Genomic DNA, 24,802 nt, shown 5'->3' on the forward strand with positions numbered 1-24,802 from the left:
GCATTATATTAACTGTGGAGATTGCAGATAAAGATATCACCTTTTCTTATGGAACTGAAAGGGTGCATTAGCTGAAGATCGGAGCTGTCATTAAGGCAGCTTTTTATTAATGCAACTATCGGGGCAGGTTAGAATAAGCTTATCGAAGTGACGGGAATCAATTTAAAGCAAAAGAACAGGGAGGAGTTAAAATGAATCAAAATATTGGTACAGAAGAAGCGATTAAAAGGTGGGATAGTTTCGCGGATACATATTCTGCAAATCATACCGAGCAAGGAGACCTTCATAAAGAAATTTTTTAAATCCAACTTTATTATCACTTATGGAAACATTAAGTAATAAAAAGGTTTTAGATGCCGGGTGTGGTGAGGGGTATTTAAGTCGAATTTTAGCGAGGTCTGAAGCGACTGTAACTGCTGTGGATTATTCATCACGGATGATAGAAATTGCTAAGGGAAGAACTCCAAATGATTTGTTGATTGATTATAGGCAGGGTAATTGTGAGGACTTGAATTGTTTAGAAGATAAAAGCTTCGATTTAATAGTATCCAATATGGTTATTCAAGATCTTGCAAATTACGAAAAAGCATTTCAAGAAATGTATCGTCTATTAGTAGATGGAGGCTGTTTTATATTTTCGATTTTACATCCTTGTTTTGTTACTCCAGAAAGTGGTTGGGAGAAAACAAAAGACGGTAAAAAGTTGCATTGGAACGTAGATAAATATTTTTATGAAGGTGTGTATGAACAAGGTATAGGAGATAAAGAAAAAATGCTATTCTTTCATAGAACATTAACAAGTTATATAAACACTTTAATCAAAACAGGTTTTATTTTAGAAAGCATAATAGAACCTAAGCCATCAAAAGAGATGTTGGAAAAATATCCTTCATTTGAAGAAGATTTCAGATGTGCTGATTTTATGGTTTTTAAACTTAAAAAGTAAAGGTGAATATTTCTTTTAGAAATCATTTGTTCAACTACCAGGTGTATTAGTTGAGGATCCAAAGGTGTTAATGCTTTTCGTCTAGAAGGAAGGTGTACATGAGAAATTTCAGAATGATAAATGAGGTCTTAACAAATGTCCAGTAAAAAATATCAAATGAACCAGAGTTATGTAGATTCCCAAGAAAAACAAAAAATGTTATACAAACGTACATTAATTATTATAAGTATTTCACAAATTTTTGGTGGTGCCGGGTTAGCAGCTGGAGTTACGGTGGGGGCACTTCTTGCACAACAAATGCTTGGCACAGACGCATTTGCCGGACTTCCTTCGGGTTTATTTACTTTAGGGTCTGCAGGGGCTGCTTTAATCGTAGGTAGACTTTCTCAGCGTTACGGTCGTCGTACAGGTCTAACAGCTGGTTTTATGATAGGTGGACTTGGAGCAATAGGAGTCATAACCGCAGCCATCATAAATAGCGTTTTCCTTTTATTTGCTTCCCTGCTTATTTATGGTGCAGGAACAGCGACGAATTTACAAGCTCGTTACGCTGGTACGGACTTAGCAAACAATAAACAACGAGCTACTGCTATTAGTATTACTATGGTGTTTACAACATTTGGTGCAGTTGCAGGACCGAATTTAGTGAATGTAATGGGGGATTTTGCTCTTTCTATTGGCGTTCCATCACTTGCTGGTCCTTTCATTTTATCAGCAGCAGCATTTATCTTAGCAGGTCTTGTCCTTTTCATTTTGCTTCGCCCAGACCCATTAGTAATAGCTAGAACAATAGAAGCGTCCAACCAGGAAAGTAATCGAATAGAATATTCGACTGATACTGAACAAATAGAAAACAAAAGAGGTATTATTGTTGGTGCGACAATTATGGTTCTTACTCAAATTGTAATGGTAGCTATTATGACAATGACACCAGTTCATATGAGACATCATGGACATGACTTGGGTGAAATAGGTCTCGTTATTGGATTTCATATAGCTGCAATGTATCTTCCTTCACTGGTTACAGGTGTCCTTGTTGATAAGTTTGGCCGTACTACCATGGCTATTGCCTCTGGAGCTACGCTGCTTCTGGCAGGTTTAATATCAGCGATTGCACCAGGTGATTCTATGATTCTCCTAGTAATTGCTCTTTCTTTACTTGGATTAGGATGGAATTTTGGTTTAATAAGTGGGACTGCTCTTATTGTGGATTCAACTGACACTTCAAATCGGGCTAAAACTCAAGGTACAGTGGATGTTTTAATTGCATTATCAGGAGCTTCTGGTGGCGCCTTATCAGGAATGATTGTGGCCGGTTCAAGCTACACAACATTATCATTTATTGGAGGGTTATTATCTTTATTATTGATTCCAGTGGTTATCTGGTCTCGGGGAAGTAAAATAACCAATTTCTAAAGAATCCAAACAATAAGAGAAAAAAGTCATTTCCTAACGTACAGGAAACGGCTTTTTTTGCTGCGATTTGCTTATCATACAAAAATGAGTGACTTCACCGTTAACAGTCATTCGACCAATTTAATGCAGCTCTTTCTTTAATTAACTAAAGGTTCAGGTTAGCGCAACCTGAACCAAAAATATTATTGAAGCGTATTTAGATTTTGTGCCCTTAAAAAGCTTACAACTACCTCTCCAATTTGTCTGCCTAACCTTAAGCCTTCATTGTTATCCACGTTAAAATGTACGCCAGCGTACAAACGAGATTGAGCACTTTCTTCCATTAGTTTTTTTATTTCGGAAGATTCTTGAGGGAAGATATAACTTAATACTGTCTCTGCACATCCCGCCACAGTTGCGTGTGCAGATGGGTAAGCTGGAAAACGAGGGGTAAACAACACAGTAGACAGATTTCTGCCATATTGATTTGGACGTGCAACATCCCATTGATATTTAAAAAACCACGTGATAACAAAGGTATCATTCATAGCAGCGTGGAAATAACTCTGAACCCTTGCAACACTCGGTGATCCCAGCATATACTTTTCAGCTAAATTGAAAATTAGAGTGGTAATTTTCGCGGTTAATTCACCTGTTCCCCAATATTGTGCGATTCGTATTTGCTGGGAAGTCAATGACTTTAATGTCTCTTCTACAATGAATAACTCTGTTTCCCAATCTATATCTAGAGGATTTTTAATTCGCCAAATGATTCGTTGATGAAAGGGGTCCAGGAAATCATTATCTCTTCCCCTTGAAATAAAAAACATTGGCCAATCTCCTGCCTCTGGAGAACCTTTAGGTGGGTTACTTTCCCCTGGGTAAGGAAATTCTGTCCATCTTCTATAACTTGTTCTCATAAAGACCACCCCCTAATAAATGTTCTCCTTGTTCCTTATGATTACGAGTAATGAAATATGACCATTTAACTTTTGGCTCCCTTATCAGAAAGATCAGGGGTTTTAGCCATTTTAAGCTTTTATAGCTGATTCCCCCAAACCTTCACAACATAAATTAACATTTCAAAGTTTTATTTGAAAAATTTCCAAATATTCAAAGGTATTCAAATGATCATGTCCTGAAATAATAAAAAAAACGCAGGAGAAACGCTATATGAACAGAAAAAAATGTTATAAAGAATTTATCGCTATTTTTATTTTTATATTCGTCTTAATGGTGAATCATTCGGTCTATGCAATTGAATGGGAAGATGAAGAAGTACCTATAAACTTTAAAATTGAGGTATTACCTTGGGAGATAGTAAACGACACTATTCCTAATAGAACAAATTTCACCATCATAGACATTGAAACCGGATTATCATTTAAGGTTCAACGAAGAGCAGGTAATCATCATGCAGATGTTCAGCCACTAACCAAGGATGATACTCAGATTATGAAGGAAATTTATCATAATCAATGGAGTTGGAAAAGAAGAGCAATTATTGTATTAATCAATAATCAAATGATCGCTGCCTCTATGAATGGAATGCCACATGGTGCCGGTTCTCTTCAAAATGGTTTTCCAGGTCACTTCTGTATTCATTTCTATGGAAGTTTAACACATCGTTTAAAAAACGAAGATTCCGCTCATAAATTGATGATACTGAAAGCGTCCGGTAAGCTTGATGAATATTTAGGCACGGTGAGTCCCTACGAACTTATCCATATTTTTACCATTGCCATAAATCAAGGAGATCGAAAATTATTATCAATGACCTTATCAAATCCGGATCATTCCAAACGTTTCATTAAAATTGCTGAAAATATTACATACTTTGGGGTTAAAGATTTTTCAAGACAACCACTTGAAGACGCAAACGGGTTAATACTCATGGATGTACCTGTTCAAGTGAAGATTTATAAAGAAAGAAAAGGAAGTGAAAGCAAAATCATCCATTTTATGATCCGAAGGGAGAGTTTGACTGATCGTTGGTTCATTGATCAAGATGCGATCTATGAAGCCTTAAAATGAGATTTGTAAGATTCTGAAAAATAAATTCCAATCCATTGTGGGGGTGCATTTTATGCGATTATCATGGATTGCCGGACTTTTACTATTCGTTCAACCAGTGAATATTTCTGAAAGCTTATCGGTAACCCACCAAGGACAAACGATTGCCAGTGTCAACCATGCTGATATTACTTTGCCCTTACTAGATGTTCCTATCATGGACGTAGATAAATACAATCAATTTGTCGAGAAAATAGATCGACAAGTGTACCAAAAACCTGTAAATGCCACAATAGACAAACAAGGTAATATTCTTCCTGGGCGGGTAGGTTACAAGCTATACCATCAAGCATTTAAAGAGCAATTTTATTCCTTTTTGTACAGTAGTAAAGCATACAAACTAGAAGTACCTTTACTTGCTATTCATCCAAAAGTTGACAATGAATTACTTGCGGAGATTCGTGAAAAAAAGATAGGTGAATATAGAACTTATTTTAATGTGAACAACAAAAATCGTACAAATAATATCTCGCTTGCTACAGATGCCATTAATAATTATGTCGTGTTTCCTGGAGAGGTGTTTTCTTTTAATCAAGCCGTTGGCAGGAGATCAGTAAATAAAGGATATATGCTCGCTCGAGTTATCGTTAAAGGAGAGTTTTCTGAAGGGATTGGTGGAGGGATATGTCAGGTGTCATCCACCCTGTTTAATGCTATCGACAATGCAGGGTTGCAAACTATTCAACGCTATTCCCATACTAGGAGCGTTCCGTATGTTCCATCTGGCCGCGATGCTACAGTAAGCTGGTATGGTCCTGATTTTAGTTTTAAAAACATGTACAATCAACCTATTCTAATCCGAGCTACAACCCAAGGAGGAATGGTAAGTATCATGGTTTACTCTTCAGATATGATAAATTATAAGACACGAAAAGTTCCCGCTGCTTCAAATCAGAAATCAAAAGAACAGGTTTACCGTTCCTAAAAGTACACTTTTACGAACGGTTACTTTTTTATAAAATCATTTACTATAATATTTCTGATAAATTTCATTTTCAATCCAACAATATGGACGGAATACGCAATAGCCCCTCCGTTGTATAATTTCTGAGCCTTCCCTTGCACCTAATCTTCGGATCTATAAATGAATTTCACAACAATTAAATCCGGATACTAGCTATAGAATTGTTTCCTGGCTGCAGGAGTGACAAACTCCTTTATGCCGGCTGGCTTTCTCCGGTTATTAATGCATCGGTATATTGATAATTAATAACCTTAAGCCAATCATGTGATCGTTTTCCAATCTCTAAGGTAGATTATGTGAATGAAAAGCCGACACTATATTTTAATAGTGTCGGCTTATATTGTAGCTTCAATATAAAGTTAGATAATTTTAAACAGTATTTCGAAATTTTTTGTAGGTTTAATTTTATGTATCACAAGAAATATCAAATAAAAGAAATTGATACCTCTTATAATTTTATTAAGGAGTGAGATAAATGAATGAACAGATACAGCTTATGATTGATTGGATTGAAGCCAATTTAAAAAAGCAATTTTTATTAGATGAACTATCTAATTTATATGGAATATTCCCCTTATTATTGTTCGTTTAAATTTCACCAAGTAACTGGTATAAGTATTAGGCGCTATGTTCTTCTTAGAAGATTGTATTTATCCACGGAAGATTTAGCAAATAACAGGAAGATAATTGACGTCGCCTTTGATTACGATTATTCTTCGCAAGAAGCATATAGCAGAGCCTTTAAAACTGTTTTTGGTATCAATCCTAGAGAATATCAACTTAACAGGTTGCCTGTCCAGTCAATTATTAAACTCAATATTAATAAGAACGGGGAATGGTGTAGAATGAATGTTTCTAGAAAAATTGAGGTTGAACAGTTACAAAATGAGAAGAGTGAATTGTTTTATATAGACGTACTCAACATTTTGAATGGTCAAGTTATGTATGAGGAGTTTAAAGATAACAGACTAATGGGAGATTCTGATTACGCTCCATTTAATGAAGCGATGTGTGTAAACGCGACTACTAAACAAGTTTTTAATGAAGAATTTATAAACACACGAGCTTCTGGACATCATGAGTCAGTAGAGAATTATATCAAAAAGGTCATTGTTCCATTAGATAATCTTTTTAATAAAGAGTATAAATGTATCGTTTTATGGTTTGGTGAAGACATGTTTTGTCAAATGAACCTACTTACCATACTTTCCTATCTTGAACAGTCCGGATATGAAGGCAAAGTGTTCTTAAATTGCTTCAGAGAGGATGAATTTAAAATTAATCAAACTGAACTTAAATTAGGTCATTATTATTCTGTATACAAGGAAGTATTGGTCAATCATAATAAACCATCAAATGAACTACTTCCAGTCATGTATCAGGCAATAGACATATATTTAGATATGCTAAAAGAAGATAATGCAGTAGTAAAGTATATTTCCAAAAATAAAGATTTACCAACATCAGAATTAATTAATAGGTTATTTGCTCTGTTCCCAACAGTAGGCTATGGAGATTTACAATATAGAGAGCTTATTAATAAAATTTAAAATTGGAAGTGGAAACAAGAATTTTTAAAGACAATCATTGAAGGGGTTTCCAATACAGTGAAAAAAAACTAAACCTCTTTTTCCTCATCCGGGACTATTCTGAACGACTTGTCACATAAACTTTTGTTAAAATAATCATTCTTTTGGAACTAAAGGGGCAGGTTAGTTCAACAAGCGTGGCTAATTCGAACCGTGACTATTGACTATTTTTATAAAAATAACTAAAATTTAGTTAATGATATAATAGAGCGATGTGAATTTGTTAAGTAGTATAAATATTCCAGGATTAATTCTATGTTCTCTTTTCGTAATATTAGGTTTGTTTTTGCTAAGAAAACTAGTGCAAATTATTAGACGGTAAAACCGTCTTTTTTTATGTCACAAAACTCAACAAGTAGGTGATTATATGAAAACTTGGATGAAAATACTTATTGGTTTAGTATCAATTCTTATAATCGCTATGATAATTGGAATTTTAAGCTTTTATTCAATTTAACGTTAGTGAAATCGGAGCTGCCTTAGGGCGGTTTTTTATTTATGCAACTAAAGGGGCAGGATAGTTCCATAAGGAATACTGTTAAGTGACATTAAAGTCGTTTAAAAACGTCAGTCCTGTTATTCCATTAAAGGGCCGGATTGTGGAGGATTGGGAAATTTTGATTCTGCAAATAATTGGGGGATTGGAAAAAGGAAATCTATGTATAATTAGTAATGTAAGTTTATGCTTTTTATGTAATAATTATTTTGTAGAAATGTAAAGTTACAATTCATACATAGTGAAGGTGGGGATCATAATGGCAACGGGAACGCATACTGTAGTAGTTCCAGTAGATGTACAAGCAGTTTGGGATTATGTCAGTGATCTCGAAAAATGGGCAACGACAGTACCAGCCTATAAAGAGCATGAAATCATAAATGACAAGCAATCTATTTGGACATTTGAAGGTCGTGTGAAAGGTATTAAAAAAACAATAAAAGCGCAGGTAGATATTACCGAATGGAATGAACCTTCAAATATTAAGTTTGAACTGAAAGGTTTATCAGATAATTTTACAGGAAGCGGTCACTTTACTGCAGAAGATGTTAATGGTAAAACAATAATGACTTGTACAGTGGAAATCCATGCAGGCGGATTATCTGGTGCGGTGTTAACACCAATTATTAAATGGGCTGTTCCAAAAGTAGCATCTCGTTTAACAGAATCTATCGCACGTAAAATTGCAGTATTCTCATAGTTTTCAAAGATTGAAAGACAATTCATTTTGGAGATACCTTCACTGAAGTATAGATGGTAACATTCTGAAGTGACCAATATAATGATATCGAGCTCTACTAGAAATTTTATAATTAGCGGAAAGGGGGCTGTCCAAAAAGGATAGCCTCTTTTTATCAATATTCCAGAATCGCTTTTCTTAATGAACTAACGGGTGCGTTAGCTGTAGATCTGAGCTGTCTTTAAGGCAGCTCTTTTCTTATGCAACTATCGGGACAGTTTAGTTGAAGAAAGAAAACACCCAAATCAAATTGTATAATCTAGACAAAGGGGTGATTTGGTTGAAAAGTGTTCCGAAGGTAAGGGAAATATTGCTTGACGAAGAAATAGATGAACAGGAGTTTGTTGGTATAATCAATGGCATTTATAAGCAAGACTGTTATATCTATGCCGTTATTCCTGATTGGGAACTCTTTAACGAACTTTCAAATGATTTTATTATAATTAATAAATTTCCGTTCCCTCTAACACGCATTTTTCCAAGAACAATTAGGTTTTTAGGATATGTAAAGGATAGACTTACGACTGCACCCCAATTGTTAGACACAACTAACAATTGATTAAATGATATCACAACAGTAGTAATAACAGGTTTGACTACGCCCCACTGTGTGTCTACGACCACAAGAATGAGTGGGAATTTAGGTTTTAATACATACCTTATTTCAGATGCGACAGCAACATTTGGCATAAAAGACCAAAATGATAACTATTATGATGCCGAGACTATACATAATATCTCTTTAGCTACCTTAAATGACGAGTTCGCAACTATACTTACAACAGAACAATTAATAAATGAAGTATTTTAAGTTTGTTAAACTAACACGGTGCTTTTACTTCAAAAAGGGAGATTGCTGCGGCAATCTTTTTTCTTAAGGAACTAAAGGGGCAGGATAGTTGAACAAGCAATTCAATGTCATGCTACAATTATACAAGCAAAGTTGATGTTTGGGAGATCACTATGGGAAAAATAAAAATAGCTTTATTACACCTATTGCCAATCGCTGGTGATGTGGAGTATAACCAAAAACTAATTGAACAAGCCATTCATATAGCATCAAATAATAATGCCGAATGGATTATAACACCCGAACTATGTGTCAGCGGACTTCAATTCAATCATAAGATTGGGACTGGATGGATTAACCGGCAACCTGATGTCTGGATGAGTAATTTGAGCCGTAAACTAAAGAATTTGAAAAGCACTGTATTTTTGGGTTGCCCTGAAAAAGGCAGTAACGGAGAGTTGTATAATTCTGTGTTTGTCATAGATAAACAAGGTCATTTATTAGGCAAACAGAGAAAAATAAGTGTTATTGATGATTGGTCAGCATCAGGGGATGTAATAGAGCCAATAAAAACAGACAATGTTGAGGTTGGTATTATGATTTGTGCAGACGCCTATCCCAAAGATATTGCTTACAACTTATTTGAAAAAGGAGCAGAAATATTAATTGCACCGTCTTCCTGGGGTCCCGGATTACACGGTCCAGAGGGAGAATGGGAACAAAGGTCATTAGAAACAGGACTGCCCGTATTTGTCTGTAATCGTACTGGAGAAGACGAAACTGTCCGTTTTTGGGATGCAGAAAGCATGATCATAAAAAATGGAGTACGCCTTTTAACACATAAATCAAAACAATCAGCCATCCTTACTTTTGAATGGGATTTACAAAGCATGGAATTAATATCCCCTCATTTCGTTATTGATTACATATAATGAGTACATACTAATATACTACACTCTTGTTGAATTAAAGGGTGCGTTAGTTCTTTAAGGGAGTTGCTTTGGCAGCTCTTTTTTCTTATGGACTAAAGGGGCAGGTTAGCTCTATAAGAAAAGTGGAAGTTAAATCCAATTAATAGTATAGTCATATGTACTAGATCCTTTTTGTAGTCTATTTCTTAATCTAAGAAAAATTCAGCTGAGGGGTATTGTACCAAATTATTTACATTACTTTTATTTTTCGAGAAAATAAAGGTACAATTAATACTTATATAGTTTATATGATAAAAGATAATGAGGTAGGAATAAAATGATTGCAAAAACAGAAGAAGATTTTAATGGTTTGAAGGAAATTGGCAAAATTATTGCCTCCATTAGAGATGAATTGGTACAAAGAACAATTCCTGGCATAACTACCAAAGAACTTGATGATATCGCCGGAGAACTTTTAGAAAAAGCAGGTGCAGTTTCAGCTCCAAAAGGTGAATATGATTTTCCTGGCTATACTTGCATTAGTCTTAATGAAGAAGTGGCACATGGTATTCCGGGTCATCGGATTATTCATGAAGGGGATCTAGTAAATATAGATGTATCTGCTTCAAAGAACGGTTATTTCGCAGATACAGGAATCTCTTTTGTAGTAGGAGAAGGAGAAGAAGTATTAACGAAAATATGTGACGTTGCTAAAAAGGCATTTGAAGCAGGTCTTAAGAAAGCAAAACCCGGTTCTAAAAAAAGTAGAATCGGAAAAGCAGTATTCGAAACAGCGAGACAGCATGGATTCACTGTTATCAAAAACCTTACAGGACATGGTGTGGGACGTAGAATACACGAAGCACCTGACCATATTTGTAATTATTATGATCCATGGGATAATGAAATATTAAAGGAAGGGATGGTTATCGCATTCGAACCATTTATCTCAACCTTTGAAGAGGAAGTATTTCAAAAAGAAGACGGTTGGACCTATGCTACAGAAAAAAGCTATGTAGCCCAAATGGAACATACGATTATCCTTACTAAAAATGGTCCGATTATTGTCACGCTTTAATTCAAGCATAGACGGAAAAGACTCGTATTAATATAAGTAGTTCGCTTACCTTGTAGGAAACTTAAATTGAGTAACATATAAATTCGTAACAATTTTAAAAAATGTTACTCGCATCTAAAAAAAGAAGGATTCGATTGGTGTATCCCACATCAACCTACTCAAATAAAGGAGTTGCTTTGGCAGCTCTTTTTCTTATGGAACTATCGGGGCAGTTTAGTTGAAGAAGGAATGAAGAAACAAAAAGAGAATAGGTACTGTTAGTTAAAATGATTTTATAGAAAGAAGGATTAAAATGGCATATTGCAAAGTTCGCCAAGCTGAAATATATTATGAAGATTTAGGGGAAGGTATACCAATTTTAATGATACACGGTTATTCTCCGGACCATCGATTAATGAGTGGTTGTATGGAACCTATATTTACTAATAGGGAGGGGTGGCGACGTATTTATATTGACCTACCTGGAATGGGATTAACAAAAGAATATAACGAAATATGCTGTTCTGATGAAATGTTGAATGCTGTTTTAGATTTTATTCAAGCTGTAATTCCTAACCAAGAGTACGTAATTGCTGGGGAATCTTACGGTGGCTATATAGCTAGGGGCATTATTGAAAAGCATCAAGAACAAATACTCGGTGCAGCATTTATATGCCCTCTTATTATTCCTCTTCCAGAAAATAGAACAGTTGAGAAACATAAAATAATGAAAACGGATGAAAAATTTATTGGAAATTTATCAAAGGGTGAATTAGAAGATTTTAGAAATAACAACATTGTACTTGATGAGTACACTTGGGTAAGGTACAACAAAGAAATTCTAAGTGGTTGTAAAATTGGAGATGAAAAGTTTCTAAATAAGGTTAAGAATAAATATGGGTTTTCTTTTAAGATTGACCAGTCTGATTTTATTAAACCCAGTGTATTCCTGTTAGGTAGACAAGATTCTTCGGTTGGATATAAAGATGCTCTTGACTTAGTAAACAAGTATCCGCGAGGAACATTTGCTGTGTTGGATATAGCAGGCCACAATTTACAAATTGAACAACCACAACTTTTTAGCAATCTATTAAATGAGTGGTTGGATAGAATTGAAGAGTTCCAAAACTAATACTTAACGTAGTAAGTGAAGTTTGTGAAATATTGGACTTAAACTAACGGGTGCTTTACTTCAATAAGGGAGTTGCTTTGGTAGCTCTTTTTTCTTATGCAACTAAAGGGGCAGGATAGTTCCATAAGGAATACTGTTAAGTGACATTAAAGTCGTTTAAAAACGTCAGTCCTGTTATTCCATTAAAGGGCCGGATTGTGGAGGATTGGAAGAAGGAAATATTTGTATAATTAGTGATGTAAGTTTATGCTTTTTATGTAATAATTATTTGTAGAAATGTAAAGTTACAATTCATACATAGTGAAGGTGGGGAACATAATGGCAACGGGAACGCATACTGTAGTAGTTCCAGTAGATGTACAAGCAGTTTGGGATTATGTCAGTGATCTCGAAAAATGGGCAACGACAGTACCAGCCTATAAAGAGCATGAAATCATAAATGACAAGCAATCTATTTGGACATTTGAAGGTCGTGTGAAAGGTATTAAAAAAACAATACAAGCGCAGGTAGATATTACAGAATGGAATGAACCTTCAAATATTAAGTTTGAACTAAAAGGTTTATCAGATAATTTTACAGGAAGCGGTCACTTTACTGCAGAAGATGTTAATGGAAAAACAATAATGACTTGTACGGTGGAAATCCATGCAGGCGGATTATCTGGTGCGGTGTTAACACCAATTATTAAATGGGCTGTTCCAAAAGTAGCATCTCGTTTAACAGAATCTATCGCACGTAAAATTGCAGTATTCTCATAGTTTTCAAAGATTGAAAGCCAATTCATTTTGGAGATACCTTCACTGAAGTATTGATGGTAACATTCTGAAGTGACCAATATAATGATATCGAGCTCTACTAGAAATTTTATAATTAGCGGAAAGGGGGCTGTCCAAAAAGGATAGCCTCTTTTTTTCAATATTCCAGAATCGCTTTTCTTAATGAACTAACAGGTGTGTTAGCTGTAGATCTGAGCTGTCTTTAAGGCAGCTCTTTTCTTATGGCACTAACGGGGCAGGTTTGCTCAACAGGAAATAATAAAATAGGGTGTTGAAAGGTGTTGATGGTGAATGAATGTATTCCCGGAAGCAAACGACTTTCTTTCGTTGTTTGAGTGTGAACCTAGAAAGATTTACCATTTTACTATAATAAAGCAACATATCAATTTTCCAATGGAGAGGAAGACTTTATTGTTACACTTTCTCCATCTTACGGTGAAGTAAAAATACAAGTAACCCAAATGAATTCAAATAAAGTTTTATCAATCTTGAATTTAAAACGAGTTAACAAGTTTGAGATTACAGCAGACAAAAGAGAACTTTCAAGTGTACTTTTAACGGTTCTGTATGACGATTCCCAACAAACAATAGAAATTGATTTTAAGCCAAAATATAAACTGATTATTAGAGAACATTATTTACGAGCTTAATAGAATATTTCAGAAAGATGCTTTTACTGACGGATCGATTATATAACTTATATGGCTAAAAACTGATTGACATTGATAATCATTATCATTATTATATAAAGTAATATTGATATTGATAATCATTTTCATTTAAAACTCTTAAAAGTTCCTGATTCCTGTCAATAAAAATTCAGGAAGAAAAATGAAAATAGGTCAACCTTACAGTCAACTGACTATGTTAGCGATAACAAATAAAATTCAATAAATACTGAATATGAGTGGAGGAGGAACATCTGTGGATAAAAATTTTATAATATTAGAACAATTTCAGCGTGAAGTAAGCTGCTGCTGTCCTGGGCAAAAGCACCAACATATGATTGAGTTCCTTCAAGGTGATGTTTGGACAATTACAAACGAGCGGAAGTATGTTGATTGTTTAGGATGGCACTTTTTAATAGATATCAACAACGAGTTTCAGTTTTTTATGCATGTGGAAGATATTGAGGAACTGTATTCCAAGGGAAGCATTTGCTCCATTTTGGATTTGAATCTAAAAATTAACCATTTAAGCTTTAAAATAAACGAAGCACTCGATGCACATGATAGGCAGTCGTTTTTTTCATTTGCAGATGAACTGAGTAACGTACAGAAATTAAAGAATAAAATTAACACTGGAGATTTACATGCTTTTTAGGAAAACACGACAATTTTATGAACATATTAAATAAAGATGCAATTGACTTTTATATTTCATGCCCTTTTTGTGGTGTGAGCGATACATAGACATGATTCCCGTGTAAGTTTGTTAATTAAGATTAATCATTTTTTAGGAAAAAACAAAAAACATCGATACCTATCTTTTTTGTTTAAATGTCTGGAAATTCAATTTCACCAAAGTTTAATTAAAGGTGATAATGCTGCTAAGTAAGTTAAATTTTCACTAATAATCATCAGTGTTGGAAGGGGAACTTATCATGTCTAAAATCATTATGATTTTTGCCAGTATGAGTGGAAATACAGAAGAAATGGCGGATATCATTATAGAAGGAATCACAGAAATCAGTGATGTGAATATCGAAAAGATAGATATAATGGAAGGTCCTGAAGCCTCCATACTTGGAGAGTACGATGGTATCTTATTAGGTGCATATACGTGGGGAGACGGAGAATTACCGGATGATTTTTTAGACTTTTATGAGGAAATGGATCATATTGATCTAACTGGAAAGAAAGCTGCGGTGTTTGGTTCCTGCGATTCATCTTACTCACAATATGGTGCGGCCGTAGATATTTTGACCGAAAAATTAAGGGAACAGGGTGCTGATATCGTCCTAGAAGGGTTAAAAGTAGAATTAAACCCAGATGATGAGGATATCAAAAACTGCCAAAATTTCGGGAAGGATTTTATAAAGAAAAGTCTTGTCTCTTCAATATTACTTTAACTGATTACCATTTACAAGATTTTATAAGATGTCCTTATCAATTTTACTTTTATCATATAGAAGGAAAAATCACAACTCAATTGGATTGGAGGAAAATGGTTCAAGCTGTGGTTAATCAAGTTGTAAGTCGCTATTATAAACTGCCTCCAATATGTCAGACAACTAAGAAAGTTATGGAGTTCATAGATGATCATTGGAGTGCCATTGATGTACGTCAGTTCGAGTCAAGGAGTCATTATTATATGGCTCTTGCTAATATAACTGACCATTTACTCCAATTTTTAACTTCCAAAAAAATTCAATATCCCCCTTTATTTTTATATGAAAAGTTTAACATCAATATTGAGGAGTTGGGGACCGAACTCTCCTTGACTTTTGAAGTAGCAGAATGGTCAAGCAGCTCATACATCATAAAAAAATATGTAGTTGATACACACGAAGAAATGAACTTATTATTTACTAATATGATTTCGGTATTTTGTGAAAAGGCATTTGGTCAATTACCGGAAAGAATAGAGATATTCTCGCTTATGGAAGGCAAAATCGAAACATATATTCCAACCATGAATGATGTTTCGAATGGATTGGAATACCTCAACATAATCAAGAATCTTTTACAAGAACCCAAAAAGTATTTGAAAACGAATTCTTTACTGGTTTGCAAAAGCTGCTCTTATCAAAATAGGTGTTATGACGGTAGTAAGATAAACCAAGAAACTGTTAATTTTCAATAATTTTGTATATGTTCAGAAAACCTCGATTTATAACAGGTTATGGAACAAAAGCATACATACAGATCAAGGTCGCTCCAATACTATTTCTTAGTATATAAAGGGTGCGTATGAGGATGGATTATAAGATTGGTGCCGAAGAAAATGATACAAGCACTCTTGTTAATGATGGTTTTCAAATAAAGCCAGAAAAAAGTTCACGAACAAGGAACAGGAAGAACACTTCGTCCATAGGGTCTTAAAAGCATAGAAATTATTCAACAGATAATTGATGCAAAAAGTAGAAGCTTAAATAAGATTCTAATTGAGCTTACAAAGGGAGGTTGCTAAGGCAGCCTTTTTCTTTTTTGATCTTTCTTGGCAGGATAGTTGAATAAAGATATCAAATATAAGTATTGGGGGGAGTTGAAAGAAAATGAATGACGAAAGTATCGTCTCGGCTAGCGGAGTAGTAATAGCTGTAAGTAAAAGTGATAAACACACATTCAGCAAGGAAAATTGTAATAGTATAAATCTGTTGAAGGGTTTGGGCGTTGAAGGAGATGCCCATTCAGGTAAAACCGTTAAGCATCGTTCACGTGTAGCGAAGAACCCAAATCAACCTAACCTGCGGCAAGTTCACCTTATCCACTCAGAATTATTAGATGAATTGAAAGACAGGTTTAATGTTACAGCTGGACAAATGGGTGAAAATATTACCACAAAAGGTATTGATCTGCTTGAATTACCGAAGGATTCGTTACTATTTATTGGGGAAACAGCAGTTATTAAAGTAACAGGTGTACGAAATCCATGTGCCCAGATTGATCAATTTAAATCAGGACTTATGAACGCTGTTTTGGATCGGGATCAGCATGGGAACTTGATACGTAAAGCAGGAATCATGAGCATAGTTTTGGAAAGTGGTGAGGTTCACCCTGGAGACCAGGTTAGAATTCAATTACCACCGTTACCTCATACACCACTAGAGAGGGTTTAATATTTTCAATTGAACTGTTTTTATTTTACATAAAACAAATAGGGGGTTGCTAAAGGAGGCAGCAGCCTTTTTATTATGGAACTATAGGGGCAGTTTAATTGAATAAATATATCCTTCACAGTAATGGCTCATTTCGTGTGTAACTCTACACTTGTTTTATTATTATATGACTAACAGGCGTAGTATTTACAGAGAATAAAGCTATTCCTTTTTAATCTAGTAAGAAAGTGATAATTACTTGAGAAATATGTCCCCCGCTATTTTGATTTCGACAGAAAAAAGCGATTTGGAAAAATTCCAAATCGACTTTTTTAATAGGATTACTTTTTGGGTTTTTTATTTAAAATAGTGCGCAGTTCATTGATATCATCATCAGATAGGGTATCTTCGTGAATGAATTGGACAAGCATGGATTTCATGGTCCCTCCATAGATACGTTTGATAAATGATTCGGTCTCGGCACGCTGGCACTCTTCCTGTGTATAGAGCGGGTAAAAGGTGTAAACTCTTAGATCTTTATTGACACCTACCACATCTTTTTGAACCAATCGATCGAGAAGGGTACGTATGGTTTTCGGTTTCCAATCGGTACTTTCCTGTAAGGAAAGTATGATGTCATTCGCTGTTTGAGGGGCTTTATCCCAAAGTACGTTCATGATTTCCCATTCTGATTCTGATATACTAGGAATGTTTTTCTCCATATTTCTCCCCTTCATTTTCATTATAGATTCCTAAATCTTTTAAAATTGATAAAGTGATTTCTCCCGCTTTGCTTCCAGATGAATCATCTTCATTTTGTATATTGGTAGCAAAGAAATAAGTATTGTTCTTCGTCTCTACATACCCGATAAACCAACCATTGATGTTTTTTCCATTCACTGCTCCTGTACCTGTTTTTCCTGATAGGCGAGCTTCTTCATGCTTTTCTAAGAGTAGTGCTTCCTTCACAGCTTGGATATGCCTTTCCTTATATCCAAATTGATTGTTATAAAAGGCTTGCAGCAGTTGGACTTGCTCGACTGGAGAAATTTTTAATGAGGACTCGTTCCAGAATTCACTAAATTCCCCAGATACATCGGAATTTCCATAGTTTATCTCTTGTAGATTGGATTGAATTGTTTCAAATCCTGTTCGACGATCTAATTCTTGGAAATACCAGTTTACAGATTTTTGTAAAGCAGATGAGACATCCTGATCCATATTCCAAGCTTCATAGGGTTGCTCCGTCCCATCCCATGAAAGTTTGGATTCTTCGGTTGATATCACATTTGATTCTAGAGCAAATAAGGCACTATAGATTTTGTAAGTGGAATCAGGTGATACCCGCAAAGTGCTTTTCTCTTCATTATAAATGCGATATTGCTGTGCGTTATGATCATATAAAACAAAGCTTCCTTCATACCCTTTAAAGAATTGATGTAAATCCTCATAAACTACTCCGTCATTTTTAAAATAGTATCGGTCGTTTTCCGTCGCAAATGCGGAAACGAAAGGTAATTGGATTGTCAAAATGATACTGGCCAACACATAAATGAAGACGCTTTTTCTTAATGATTTTTTTGCGGAATGCTTATAGGCAGAAATTTGTTCAATTCGTTTTTTGATTTGAAGTTTCGAACCGTTTAATTGTGTCACCAACTGTAGATTACTTGACCGTTTTGAAAGATCCAAAAAATTAATGATAGTATTTCCATATTCACTAATAGAATGATCATCTAGTAACTGTAAAACAGATGTATCACATGCGATTTCCCGATCCAATCTCATTTCTCTAAAAGCAAGCCAAACAAGGGGATTAAACCAATAAATGATTTGATAGAACAATATCACGTAATTTGTCAGCAAATCCTTGTTTTTATAGTGATTCAGTTCATGAAGAAAGATATACTCGTAATTTTTCAAGCTAAGCCAGTTTTCATGCTGAGAAGGTAAGACGATATATGTTTGAAAAAGCCCGAATATCATTGGAGATTGGACTCTATTCGAAATAACAATCTCTATTGGTTTTTTTATCTGTAGTCTTTTCTTGCATTCTTCGAAAAGCACGAGAACTTCTTGATTGGAAAACGGAGAAGAATAATTCTTTATCCTTCTGATTGTGAGCCATCCACGAACCATAGTAAAGGTAAATAAAAGCATCCCTGACATCCATAAACCCATCACTCCCCTATTAAGTAAGGACAGGTCCGGCCGATTGACCGATACAGAAAAGTCTTGTATGAGGTGTAGGCCCTGCATCATATCAGTCCCAGTTTTTTTCATATTAGAGCTGGGTACATTAATCTGATTTATATCCCCGCTGCTAAAGAGAGAACTAAAATTATATAAATCAGTAGGTATGAATGGAAGTGCTAAAGCGATAAAAAGAAACATCCACAAATGATAGTGCCATTTTGCTGTTAATTGTCTTCCAAACCATTTTCGTATAAGGAGGATAACAGTAACGGAAAATGAAGACACCAAAAGACTTATTATAAAGTAGGTTAAAAACATGTCCTTCAATACCACCTCTCTTGACTTTTAAATTTTAAAAAATAGGAATTTAGCAAATTTATAGTGGCTTGATGGTAAAAAAATAAAGAATTGACTTTGTTTGATTACATATGTAATACTATACTACAGATGTAATCAGACTACAAACGTAATCTGTTAAAACTCCTTGCATGAGGTTGTTTTTTCAATTCGTACATAAGAGTCTAATCAAATAATTAGGAGGTTAACATTATGAACAAAAGATGGTTTTATCAAATACTGGCACCAATAGGCTTGGTGCTTATGGTTGCAGGCTGCTCAGATGAGAAAAAACAGGTTGTACAACAATCGGAAACAGAACAAACCGGGGGAACTAACCAAACGTCGGAGAATATTACGGCAAAAGAAACCACAATCAAGAAATTTGAACAACTTGAGAAGGAATATGATGCAAAGCTTGGGGTCTATGCCATTGATACAGGAACGAAAGAAACCGTGAAATTTCATGAGAACGAACGATTTGCTTATACATCTACTCATAAGGCTCTGGCTGTAGGAGCACTTTTACAACAGAAATCAATAGAAGACCTTAATCAAAGAATTACCTATACAAGTGAGGATCTTGTTAATTATAATCCGATTACAGAAAAGCATGTTGATACGGGGATGACTCTTAAGGAGCTTTCTGATGCTTCGCTTCGATACAGTGACAATACTGCTGGAAACCTTATCCTTGAACAATTGGGGGGACCGGCTGGATTTAAAAAAGAACTGGAGGGAATTGGAGATAATGTTACCAACCCTGAGCGAATTGAGCCAGATTTAAATGTAGTTAATCCTGGTGAAACGCATGATACGAGTACACCAATAGCACTTGCTACTAGTCTTCAGGCTTTTACATTGGGAGATACACTTCCAACTGAGAAACGTGAACTTTTAATAGATTGGATGAAAAGAAATACTACTGGAGATGCGTTAATTCGTGCTGGAGTGCCGAAAGGTTGGGTAGTGGCTGATAAGACTGGAGCAGGATCATATGGTACGCGAAATGACATTGCGATCATTTGGCCATCAAAAGGAGACCCTATTGTTCTTGCTGTACTTTCAAGTCGTGATAAAAAAGAGGCTGATTATAACGACGAGCTTATTGCTGAGGCAACAGAAGAAGTAATTAAGGCCCTTAAAGTCAAAGTTAAATAGAAAATGATTGTACTAAAAAAGGTTACGTTAAGTAGCCTTTTTTAGTAGATTAATTCCTATAATGATTGGCCTTCTTCAACTCCCTTTAATGAACGAAAGCCTTTCATCAACTGTATTAATATGAAGACATGTGCGATCCTTCAATAACGAAGCGACGCTTTTTTTATAGAGCTAAAGGGGCAGGATAGCGGAGGGAAATAATGGTATGATATGGTATGTAGACTAAGGAGGTTGTTATATGAGTTATAAGAACACACTTATTACCATTTCAGATGATTCAAAAGTTTCTTCAGCAAAGGTACCTGTCATCAAAAACGGTAAAACCACCATTGCTTATATCGAGCATGATTTAATTAACAATAACCCCTATAAATTTACACAAGAAGACGTCCAATTCAAAACATATTTAATTAAAAATCAAATGGAAGCGGAAAATGCAGCTGAATTTCGAGAACAGTTCTTTTCAAAATCCAAGGCTTGCTTCAGGGCTTCTCCTTTAGTGAAAAATTATGGTTGGGGAATTCATTATAATAATCAAGGGAAAATTGCCATATATGATGTTAACAGTGAAAAGTATAACCAATTGCTTAAGCAAGCTGACATTACAAAACTTAAAGGTATGCGCTCCAAAAGAAAATAAATGCAGGATAGTTCAACAAACGTAGTGACTAGAACTGTAAAACGATGAAGATGACGCAACCAAATGATGTTTGAAGCTAAGAAGCTATAGTCATTTTTAATCATTTTAATAATCAGTTTATTCTGATATTATAAAGTGGATAAAGATGGGAGGAGGAAATAACATAAAAAACTTATTTTCAATCTTAAGTACCTTTGTGTTAGTTCTGGTAGGTGGAATGGTATTAGGTAATTCTTCTGCTCAAGCAAGTGTTCCTCAGTATTCTTTTCAAACAGAAGATGGAAAATGGGATGGTGAAATTGGAAACCCTAACAGAGGTAGTGACTTACAGGTAGAACTGGTTTCCCCAATCTATTTAAAGACCTCTTCTGGAAGTAAGTTATTGACTAATTATAGTAACGTATGGTCTCGTCTCTGCAATGCTAGTACTGGAAAGTGCACAGGCTATCATAGCTTAGCAGGTGGAAAGACATTATTCACAGGTATGAAAATAGGTAAATTTTATGTTGATGTGAAAGATGGATACTCTTCTGGAAGAGTATCTGGAAAACTACAAATTGTTTTCAAATAACTTGTATTACTTGCTACCCACTTTTAATGGGTAGCTTTTTTATATGAAAAGTTTCTGAAATAAATAAATATCTAATGGAAGACTCTTTTTGAGTATATAGCAGATTTGAATGGATTCACTTAAAAAACGGTGCTTTAGCTGAAGATCGGAGCTGTCTTTAAGGCAGCTTTTTCTTATGGAACTAAAGGGGCAGGATAGTTGAAGAAGGTAATTGTCTTTTTCGTCTAGAATATATCTTTTGAGAACTGTGAAAAGGTGTAAAAAGCCCTGTTTTGCCAAAAGGGTAATTTATCAATGCAATTGCAGTATCAATCAATATTTTAGGAGGGTTCAAATGGATAAAAGAGTTCAATTTGACTTTGAAATAGAGTTTACTAATGGCGGTGGGCTACAAGGGCAGGAATTCCGCCTTGATATTGATGGAGATGCCATCACTGACCAAGAGTTAGCCCAGTATATTGTAGAGGATATGAGGTTACTAATGGTTGGAGAAGTTAAGATATTTAATAAAAAGATAATTAATGAAAAACATAAACGAAAACCTGTTGATGAGAACTCTAAAAAGTAATCGACTTCAGCTAACAAGTGCGTTAGCTGAGGATTGGAGCAAACAATATTTAAATGATTAAGGGAGGAAGAATTATGTCCATTAACGTAAGATCAAGAAGAATGCTTTTAGATTTGGCAGTTACTTTAGATGGTTTTATAGAAGGGAAAAAAGGGGAAGTTGATTGGTGCATCATGGACCCTGAGATGGGGTTTATTAATTTTTTAAATCAAATCGATACCATTTTATATGGAAGAAAAAGCTACGATTTATGGGGACAATACACTCCAGGAATTGAAGATGCCGATACAGAAAAAGAACTTTGGAAAATAGTTCATAGTAAAGAAAAATACGTGTTTTCCAGAACGCAAAAAGGGACTGATAATAAAGCAATATTTATAAATGATAATATTGTTGAAGAAGTAAATAAATTAAAGAATAAGCCTGGTAAAGACATCTGGCTATATGGCGGAGCAAGTCTTATTACAACATTTATCAATTTAGGGCTTGTAGATGAATTTAGATTATCTGTTCATCCTGTTATTTTGGGAGAAGGAAAACCTTTGTTTATTGATATTAAAAAGAGGTTGAATTTAAAATTGGTTAATACAAAAACGTTCTCCTCTGGTGTTGTGCAACTAATTTATCATTTGAATGAAAATTAATAATATTGTACATTCCAAGGATAAAATACAATAAATATCATTAAGAAATAATTGATAGTTATTGTTGTAAATTCTTCAACATTCGGGTGCTTTAATGGTGCAAGCGATATTAGACATTCTAGATGATGAGAGGGAAAAATGGTTTTAGTATGCTATACAATTGCACCAAGCAGAACAAAAATGGCTTAAGCAGGAGCTGTACAACAGCTCCTTTTTTTTATGCAACAAACGAGGCAGTTGAACAAATCTTCATATATATTGTTGCTGTGATTATTGAAAACGAAGAATTAAATTTAAAACCATAGAATAAGTATTAGATGTGAAAAGGGATTTCCTTAGTTATTTTTGTTTTCGTTTTATCTTCAACTTTCTTCCTTTTTATTATTAAGGGAAAAGACGATTTTATCAATCTCATGAACTTCTTTTAAATTTCTTTCCTGCTTATAATACTACTCTAAGGTGAGTGAACATGAAAAATAGAATGAAAACAAAAATGATAAAAATACTCAGCGGAAACAGGGAAACTAGATTAACGGTTCAAGTTGCAGATACTCAAAGAAAAAGAGATAAGGGCTTAATGTTTGTTGGGAATTTACCCGAAAACGAGGGGATGTTATTTGTGTATCCAGTTAAAATATATGGTGGCTTTTGGATGAAAAACACATTAATTCCTTTATCTATTGCTTTTCTTGATTGGGATGGGGAAATTCTAAAAATACTTCATATGGAGCCTTGTAAAGAAGATATATGTCCTACCTATGATCCAGAAATTCCTTATCAATATGCAGTTGAAGTGAACCTTGGATGGTTTGAAAAGAATCAAATTAAAGAAGGGGATTATGTAAGGTTTTATTGAATTGATCTCACCTCTAGTTTTTCTGGTGAGGTGATTTTTTAGTTCATATTACTAAAAAAATTGTGAAGAAATGTACTAAAACTTACGGGTGCGTTAGGTGAAGATCGGAGCTGTCTTAAAGGCAGCTCTTTCTTATGCAGCTATCGGGGCAGTTTACAGGAGTGGTGTTAAGTAACATGAGGGGGAATTTACTTTATATGGTATTGTATATGCAAGGACTTATTCAGCTAAAGAGCAGTTATTCCGAACGTTTAGCTGAAACGATTGAATTGTGCTTTCTTAAAGGGGGGATTAGCATAAATCACTCACGGACAAATATGTTTCTCTTATTTTTGGCAATCTTATTTTTCGCAGGTATTATTCTTTTTTCATTTAGGATGTTTGTTTGGGGATTATTGCCACTCATATTCTTGCTTATTCTCTACATTTCAACTAATAAATACCGTTCATCAGTTTCCTTGTTTATTTTCTTCTTATTAGGTACATTGGTGTATCAACTCGGAAGCATCTATATCAATGAATGGAACATTCCCAAAGAAATGAAAATCATAATAAACAGATGCTTACTTATATTTATTATGATTGGAACAGTGATTTCACTTATGTTGTCTAAGCAGAAGATATTTTTCTCTGCACGATTACCAGATTGGCACAGGCGTATCAAAATGCCGTTTCATACAATTAAATTACCGTATTTTTTACTTATTGGGCTAATGGTATCAAGCACAATACTTATACCATTATTTAGTCAAGAAATGAGCGATTTAAAAACAGTATTACTTTTCGGTATATTGTTTGCCATCATAAACGCTACACTTGAAGAAGTAATTTGGAGAGGTATTATGTTATCTAGTTTAAAAAGAAATGTTTCCACCTTTTATGCTGTCGTAATAACCAGTATCGGATTCGGGCTACTGCATATATCAATTGGAATTCCTGTAATAATAAGCTTACTTTTTTCTATTGGGGGGCTTTTTTATGCAATCGTAGTTTTAAAGACCGATAGTATATATCCATCCATAGTTTTTCATATTGTTATCAACTTGGGTATGGTTTTCAATGGATGGATAATTTGAACTTATTCCATACAGGGTTTCTTAATGAACGAACGGGTGCTTTAGCTGAAAAATCGGAGCTGTCTTTAAGGCAGCTTTTTCTTTTTGCAACTTCGGGGCAGATTAAGATACATCCATCTGTTTAA

Annotated in this window: 24 protein-coding genes and 4 pseudogenes; 24 read left to right on the forward strand and 4 right to left on the reverse strand. The window is 34.7% G+C overall.

Features of this window, described 5'->3' with window-relative positions; genetic code table 11:
• The first annotated feature begins 191 nt into the window (after positions 1–191).
• Together ABC374_RS02250 and ABC374_RS02255 are read left to right on the forward strand one after the other, a co-directional pair.
• A pseudogene (locus ABC374_RS02250) lies at positions 192–946 on the forward strand (class I SAM-dependent methyltransferase).
• 135 nt (positions 947–1,081) lie between these two features.
• Entirely contained in the window at positions 1,082–2,362 is a 1,281-nt protein-coding gene (locus ABC374_RS02255; RefSeq protein ID WP_413015634.1) for an MFS transporter, read from the forward strand.
• A gap of 182 nt (positions 2,363–2,544) precedes the next feature.
• On the opposite strand, the gene ABC374_RS02260 is transcribed toward ABC374_RS02255, so the two are convergent.
• On the reverse strand, positions 2,545–3,261 hold the full coding sequence (locus tag ABC374_RS02260) for a vanadium-dependent haloperoxidase (RefSeq protein ID WP_413015636.1): 717 nt from the start codon (positions 3,259–3,261) through the stop codon (positions 2,545–2,547).
• A 253-nt stretch (positions 3,262–3,514) separates the two neighbouring features.
• Here ABC374_RS02260 and ABC374_RS02265 point away from each other — a divergent pair, with 253 nt between their 5' ends.
• Together ABC374_RS02265 and ABC374_RS02270 are read left to right on the forward strand one after the other, a co-directional pair.
• On the forward strand, positions 3,515–4,375 hold the full coding sequence (locus ABC374_RS02265; protein WP_413015638.1) for a hypothetical protein: 861 nt from the start codon (positions 3,515–3,517) through the stop codon (positions 4,373–4,375).
• 52 nt (positions 4,376–4,427) lie between these two features.
• On the forward strand, positions 4,428–5,339 hold the full coding sequence (locus ABC374_RS02270; protein WP_413015640.1) for a VanW family protein: 912 nt from the start codon (positions 4,428–4,430) through the stop codon (positions 5,337–5,339).
• 250 nt (positions 5,340–5,589) lie between these two features.
• On the opposite strand, the pseudogene ABC374_RS02275 reads toward ABC374_RS02270, so the two are convergent.
• Positions 5,590–5,670, reverse strand: a pseudogene (locus ABC374_RS02275) (ATP-dependent DNA ligase); the annotation flags it as partial.
• Between the two features lie 183 nt (positions 5,671–5,853).
• Between ABC374_RS02275 and ABC374_RS02280 the strand changes: the two are divergent.
• The 13 genes and pseudogenes from ABC374_RS02280 (at position 5,854) to ABC374_RS02340 (ending at position 16,650) form a co-directional block, all read left to right on the forward strand.
• Positions 5,854–6,928, forward strand: a pseudogene (locus ABC374_RS02280) (helix-turn-helix domain-containing protein).
• Between the two features lie 794 nt (positions 6,929–7,722).
• Positions 7,723–8,163 carry an SRPBCC family protein gene (locus ABC374_RS02285; RefSeq protein WP_413015642.1) on the forward strand — a complete coding sequence of 147 codons (441 nt, stop codon included), beginning with the start codon at positions 7,723–7,725 and terminating at the stop codon, positions 8,161–8,163.
• A 319-nt stretch (positions 8,164–8,482) separates the two neighbouring features.
• A complete protein-coding gene (locus ABC374_RS02290) occupies positions 8,483–8,761 on the forward strand; it encodes a hypothetical protein (protein ID WP_413015644.1) in 279 nt (92 codons plus the stop codon).
• A pseudogene (locus ABC374_RS02295) lies at positions 8,762–9,013 on the forward strand (cysteine hydrolase family protein); the annotation flags it as partial.
• 152 nt (positions 9,014–9,165) lie between these two features.
• Positions 9,166–9,924: a carbon-nitrogen hydrolase family protein gene (locus ABC374_RS02300; RefSeq protein WP_413015646.1), complete on the forward strand. Its 759-nt coding sequence runs from the start codon at positions 9,166–9,168 to the stop codon at positions 9,922–9,924.
• 316 nt (positions 9,925–10,240) lie between these two features.
• Positions 10,241–10,981 (forward strand): type I methionyl aminopeptidase, encoded by a 741-nt coding sequence (gene map, locus ABC374_RS02305; RefSeq protein WP_413015648.1) that lies wholly within the window; start codon positions 10,241–10,243, stop codon positions 10,979–10,981.
• Positions 10,982–11,273: 292 nt separating this feature from the next.
• A complete protein-coding gene (locus ABC374_RS02310) occupies positions 11,274–12,092 on the forward strand; it encodes an alpha/beta fold hydrolase (protein WP_413015651.1) in 819 nt (272 codons plus the stop codon).
• A 318-nt stretch (positions 12,093–12,410) separates the two neighbouring features.
• Positions 12,411–12,851: an SRPBCC family protein gene (locus ABC374_RS02315; RefSeq protein ID WP_350301346.1), complete on the forward strand. Its 441-nt coding sequence runs from the start codon at positions 12,411–12,413 to the stop codon at positions 12,849–12,851.
• 942 nt (positions 12,852–13,793) lie between these two features.
• Entirely contained in the window at positions 13,794–14,192 is a 399-nt protein-coding gene (locus ABC374_RS02320) for a hypothetical protein (protein ID WP_413015653.1), read from the forward strand.
• Positions 14,193–14,472: 280 nt separating this feature from the next.
• Entirely contained in the window at positions 14,473–14,940 is a 468-nt protein-coding gene (locus ABC374_RS02325) for a flavodoxin (protein ID WP_413015655.1), read from the forward strand.
• A 95-nt stretch (positions 14,941–15,035) separates the two neighbouring features.
• Complete coding sequence (locus tag ABC374_RS02330; RefSeq protein ID WP_413015657.1) at positions 15,036–15,674, forward strand: hypothetical protein; 639 nt, start codon at positions 15,036–15,038, stop codon at positions 15,672–15,674.
• 113 nt (positions 15,675–15,787) lie between these two features.
• Positions 15,788–15,913 (forward strand): hypothetical protein, encoded by a 126-nt coding sequence (locus ABC374_RS02335; RefSeq protein ID WP_350301358.1) that lies wholly within the window; start codon positions 15,788–15,790, stop codon positions 15,911–15,913.
• A 173-nt stretch (positions 15,914–16,086) separates the two neighbouring features.
• A complete protein-coding gene (locus tag ABC374_RS02340; protein WP_413015659.1) occupies positions 16,087–16,650 on the forward strand; it encodes an MOSC domain-containing protein in 564 nt (187 codons plus the stop codon).
• Between the two features lie 320 nt (positions 16,651–16,970).
• Here the strand turns inward: ABC374_RS02340 and blaI are convergent, their stop codons facing one another.
• The gene (gene blaI / locus ABC374_RS02345; RefSeq protein ID WP_350301360.1) at positions 16,971–17,351 is read right to left on the reverse strand and encodes a penicillinase repressor BlaI; all 381 of its coding nucleotides are present in this window, start codon (positions 17,349–17,351) and stop codon (positions 16,971–16,973) included.
• Entirely contained in the window at positions 17,332–19,143 is a 1,812-nt protein-coding gene (locus ABC374_RS02350; RefSeq protein WP_413015661.1) for a BlaR1 family beta-lactam sensor/signal transducer, read from the reverse strand. The genes blaI and ABC374_RS02350 overlap by 20 nt, the downstream gene beginning before the upstream one ends.
• Positions 19,144–19,374: 231 nt before the next feature.
• Between ABC374_RS02350 and bla the strand changes: the two genes are divergently transcribed.
• The 7 genes from bla (at position 19,375) to ABC374_RS02385 (ending at position 24,677) form a co-directional block, all read left to right on the forward strand.
• Positions 19,375–20,322 (forward strand): class A beta-lactamase, encoded by a 948-nt coding sequence (bla, locus tag ABC374_RS02355; protein WP_413015663.1) that lies wholly within the window; start codon positions 19,375–19,377, stop codon positions 20,320–20,322.
• Between the two features lie 238 nt (positions 20,323–20,560).
• Positions 20,561–20,962, forward strand: a complete 402-nt coding sequence (locus ABC374_RS02360) for a DUF6157 family protein (protein ID WP_413015665.1) — start codon at positions 20,561–20,563, stop codon at positions 20,960–20,962.
• 145 nt (positions 20,963–21,107) lie between these two features.
• On the forward strand, positions 21,108–21,533 hold the full coding sequence (locus ABC374_RS02365) for a hypothetical protein (protein WP_413015667.1): 426 nt from the start codon (positions 21,108–21,110) through the stop codon (positions 21,531–21,533).
• Between the two features lie 334 nt (positions 21,534–21,867).
• A complete protein-coding gene (locus ABC374_RS02370) occupies positions 21,868–22,101 on the forward strand; it encodes a cyclase (RefSeq protein WP_413015669.1) in 234 nt (77 codons plus the stop codon).
• 74 nt (positions 22,102–22,175) lie between these two features.
• On the forward strand, positions 22,176–22,745 hold the full coding sequence (locus ABC374_RS02375; RefSeq protein WP_413015671.1) for a dihydrofolate reductase family protein: 570 nt from the start codon (positions 22,176–22,178) through the stop codon (positions 22,743–22,745).
• 469 nt (positions 22,746–23,214) lie between these two features.
• Positions 23,215–23,601: a DUF192 domain-containing protein gene (locus tag ABC374_RS02380; protein ID WP_413015673.1), complete on the forward strand. Its 387-nt coding sequence runs from the start codon at positions 23,215–23,217 to the stop codon at positions 23,599–23,601.
• 197 nt (positions 23,602–23,798) lie between these two features.
• Positions 23,799–24,677, forward strand: coding sequence for a CPBP family intramembrane glutamic endopeptidase (locus tag ABC374_RS02385; RefSeq protein WP_413015675.1), 879 nt, complete (start codon positions 23,799–23,801; stop codon positions 24,675–24,677).
• Positions 24,678–24,802 lie beyond the last annotated feature (125 nt).

It is taken from the genome of Peribacillus phoenicis, assembly GCF_047238085.1.
Lineage (GTDB): Bacteria > Bacillota > Bacilli > Bacillales > DSM-1321 > Peribacillus.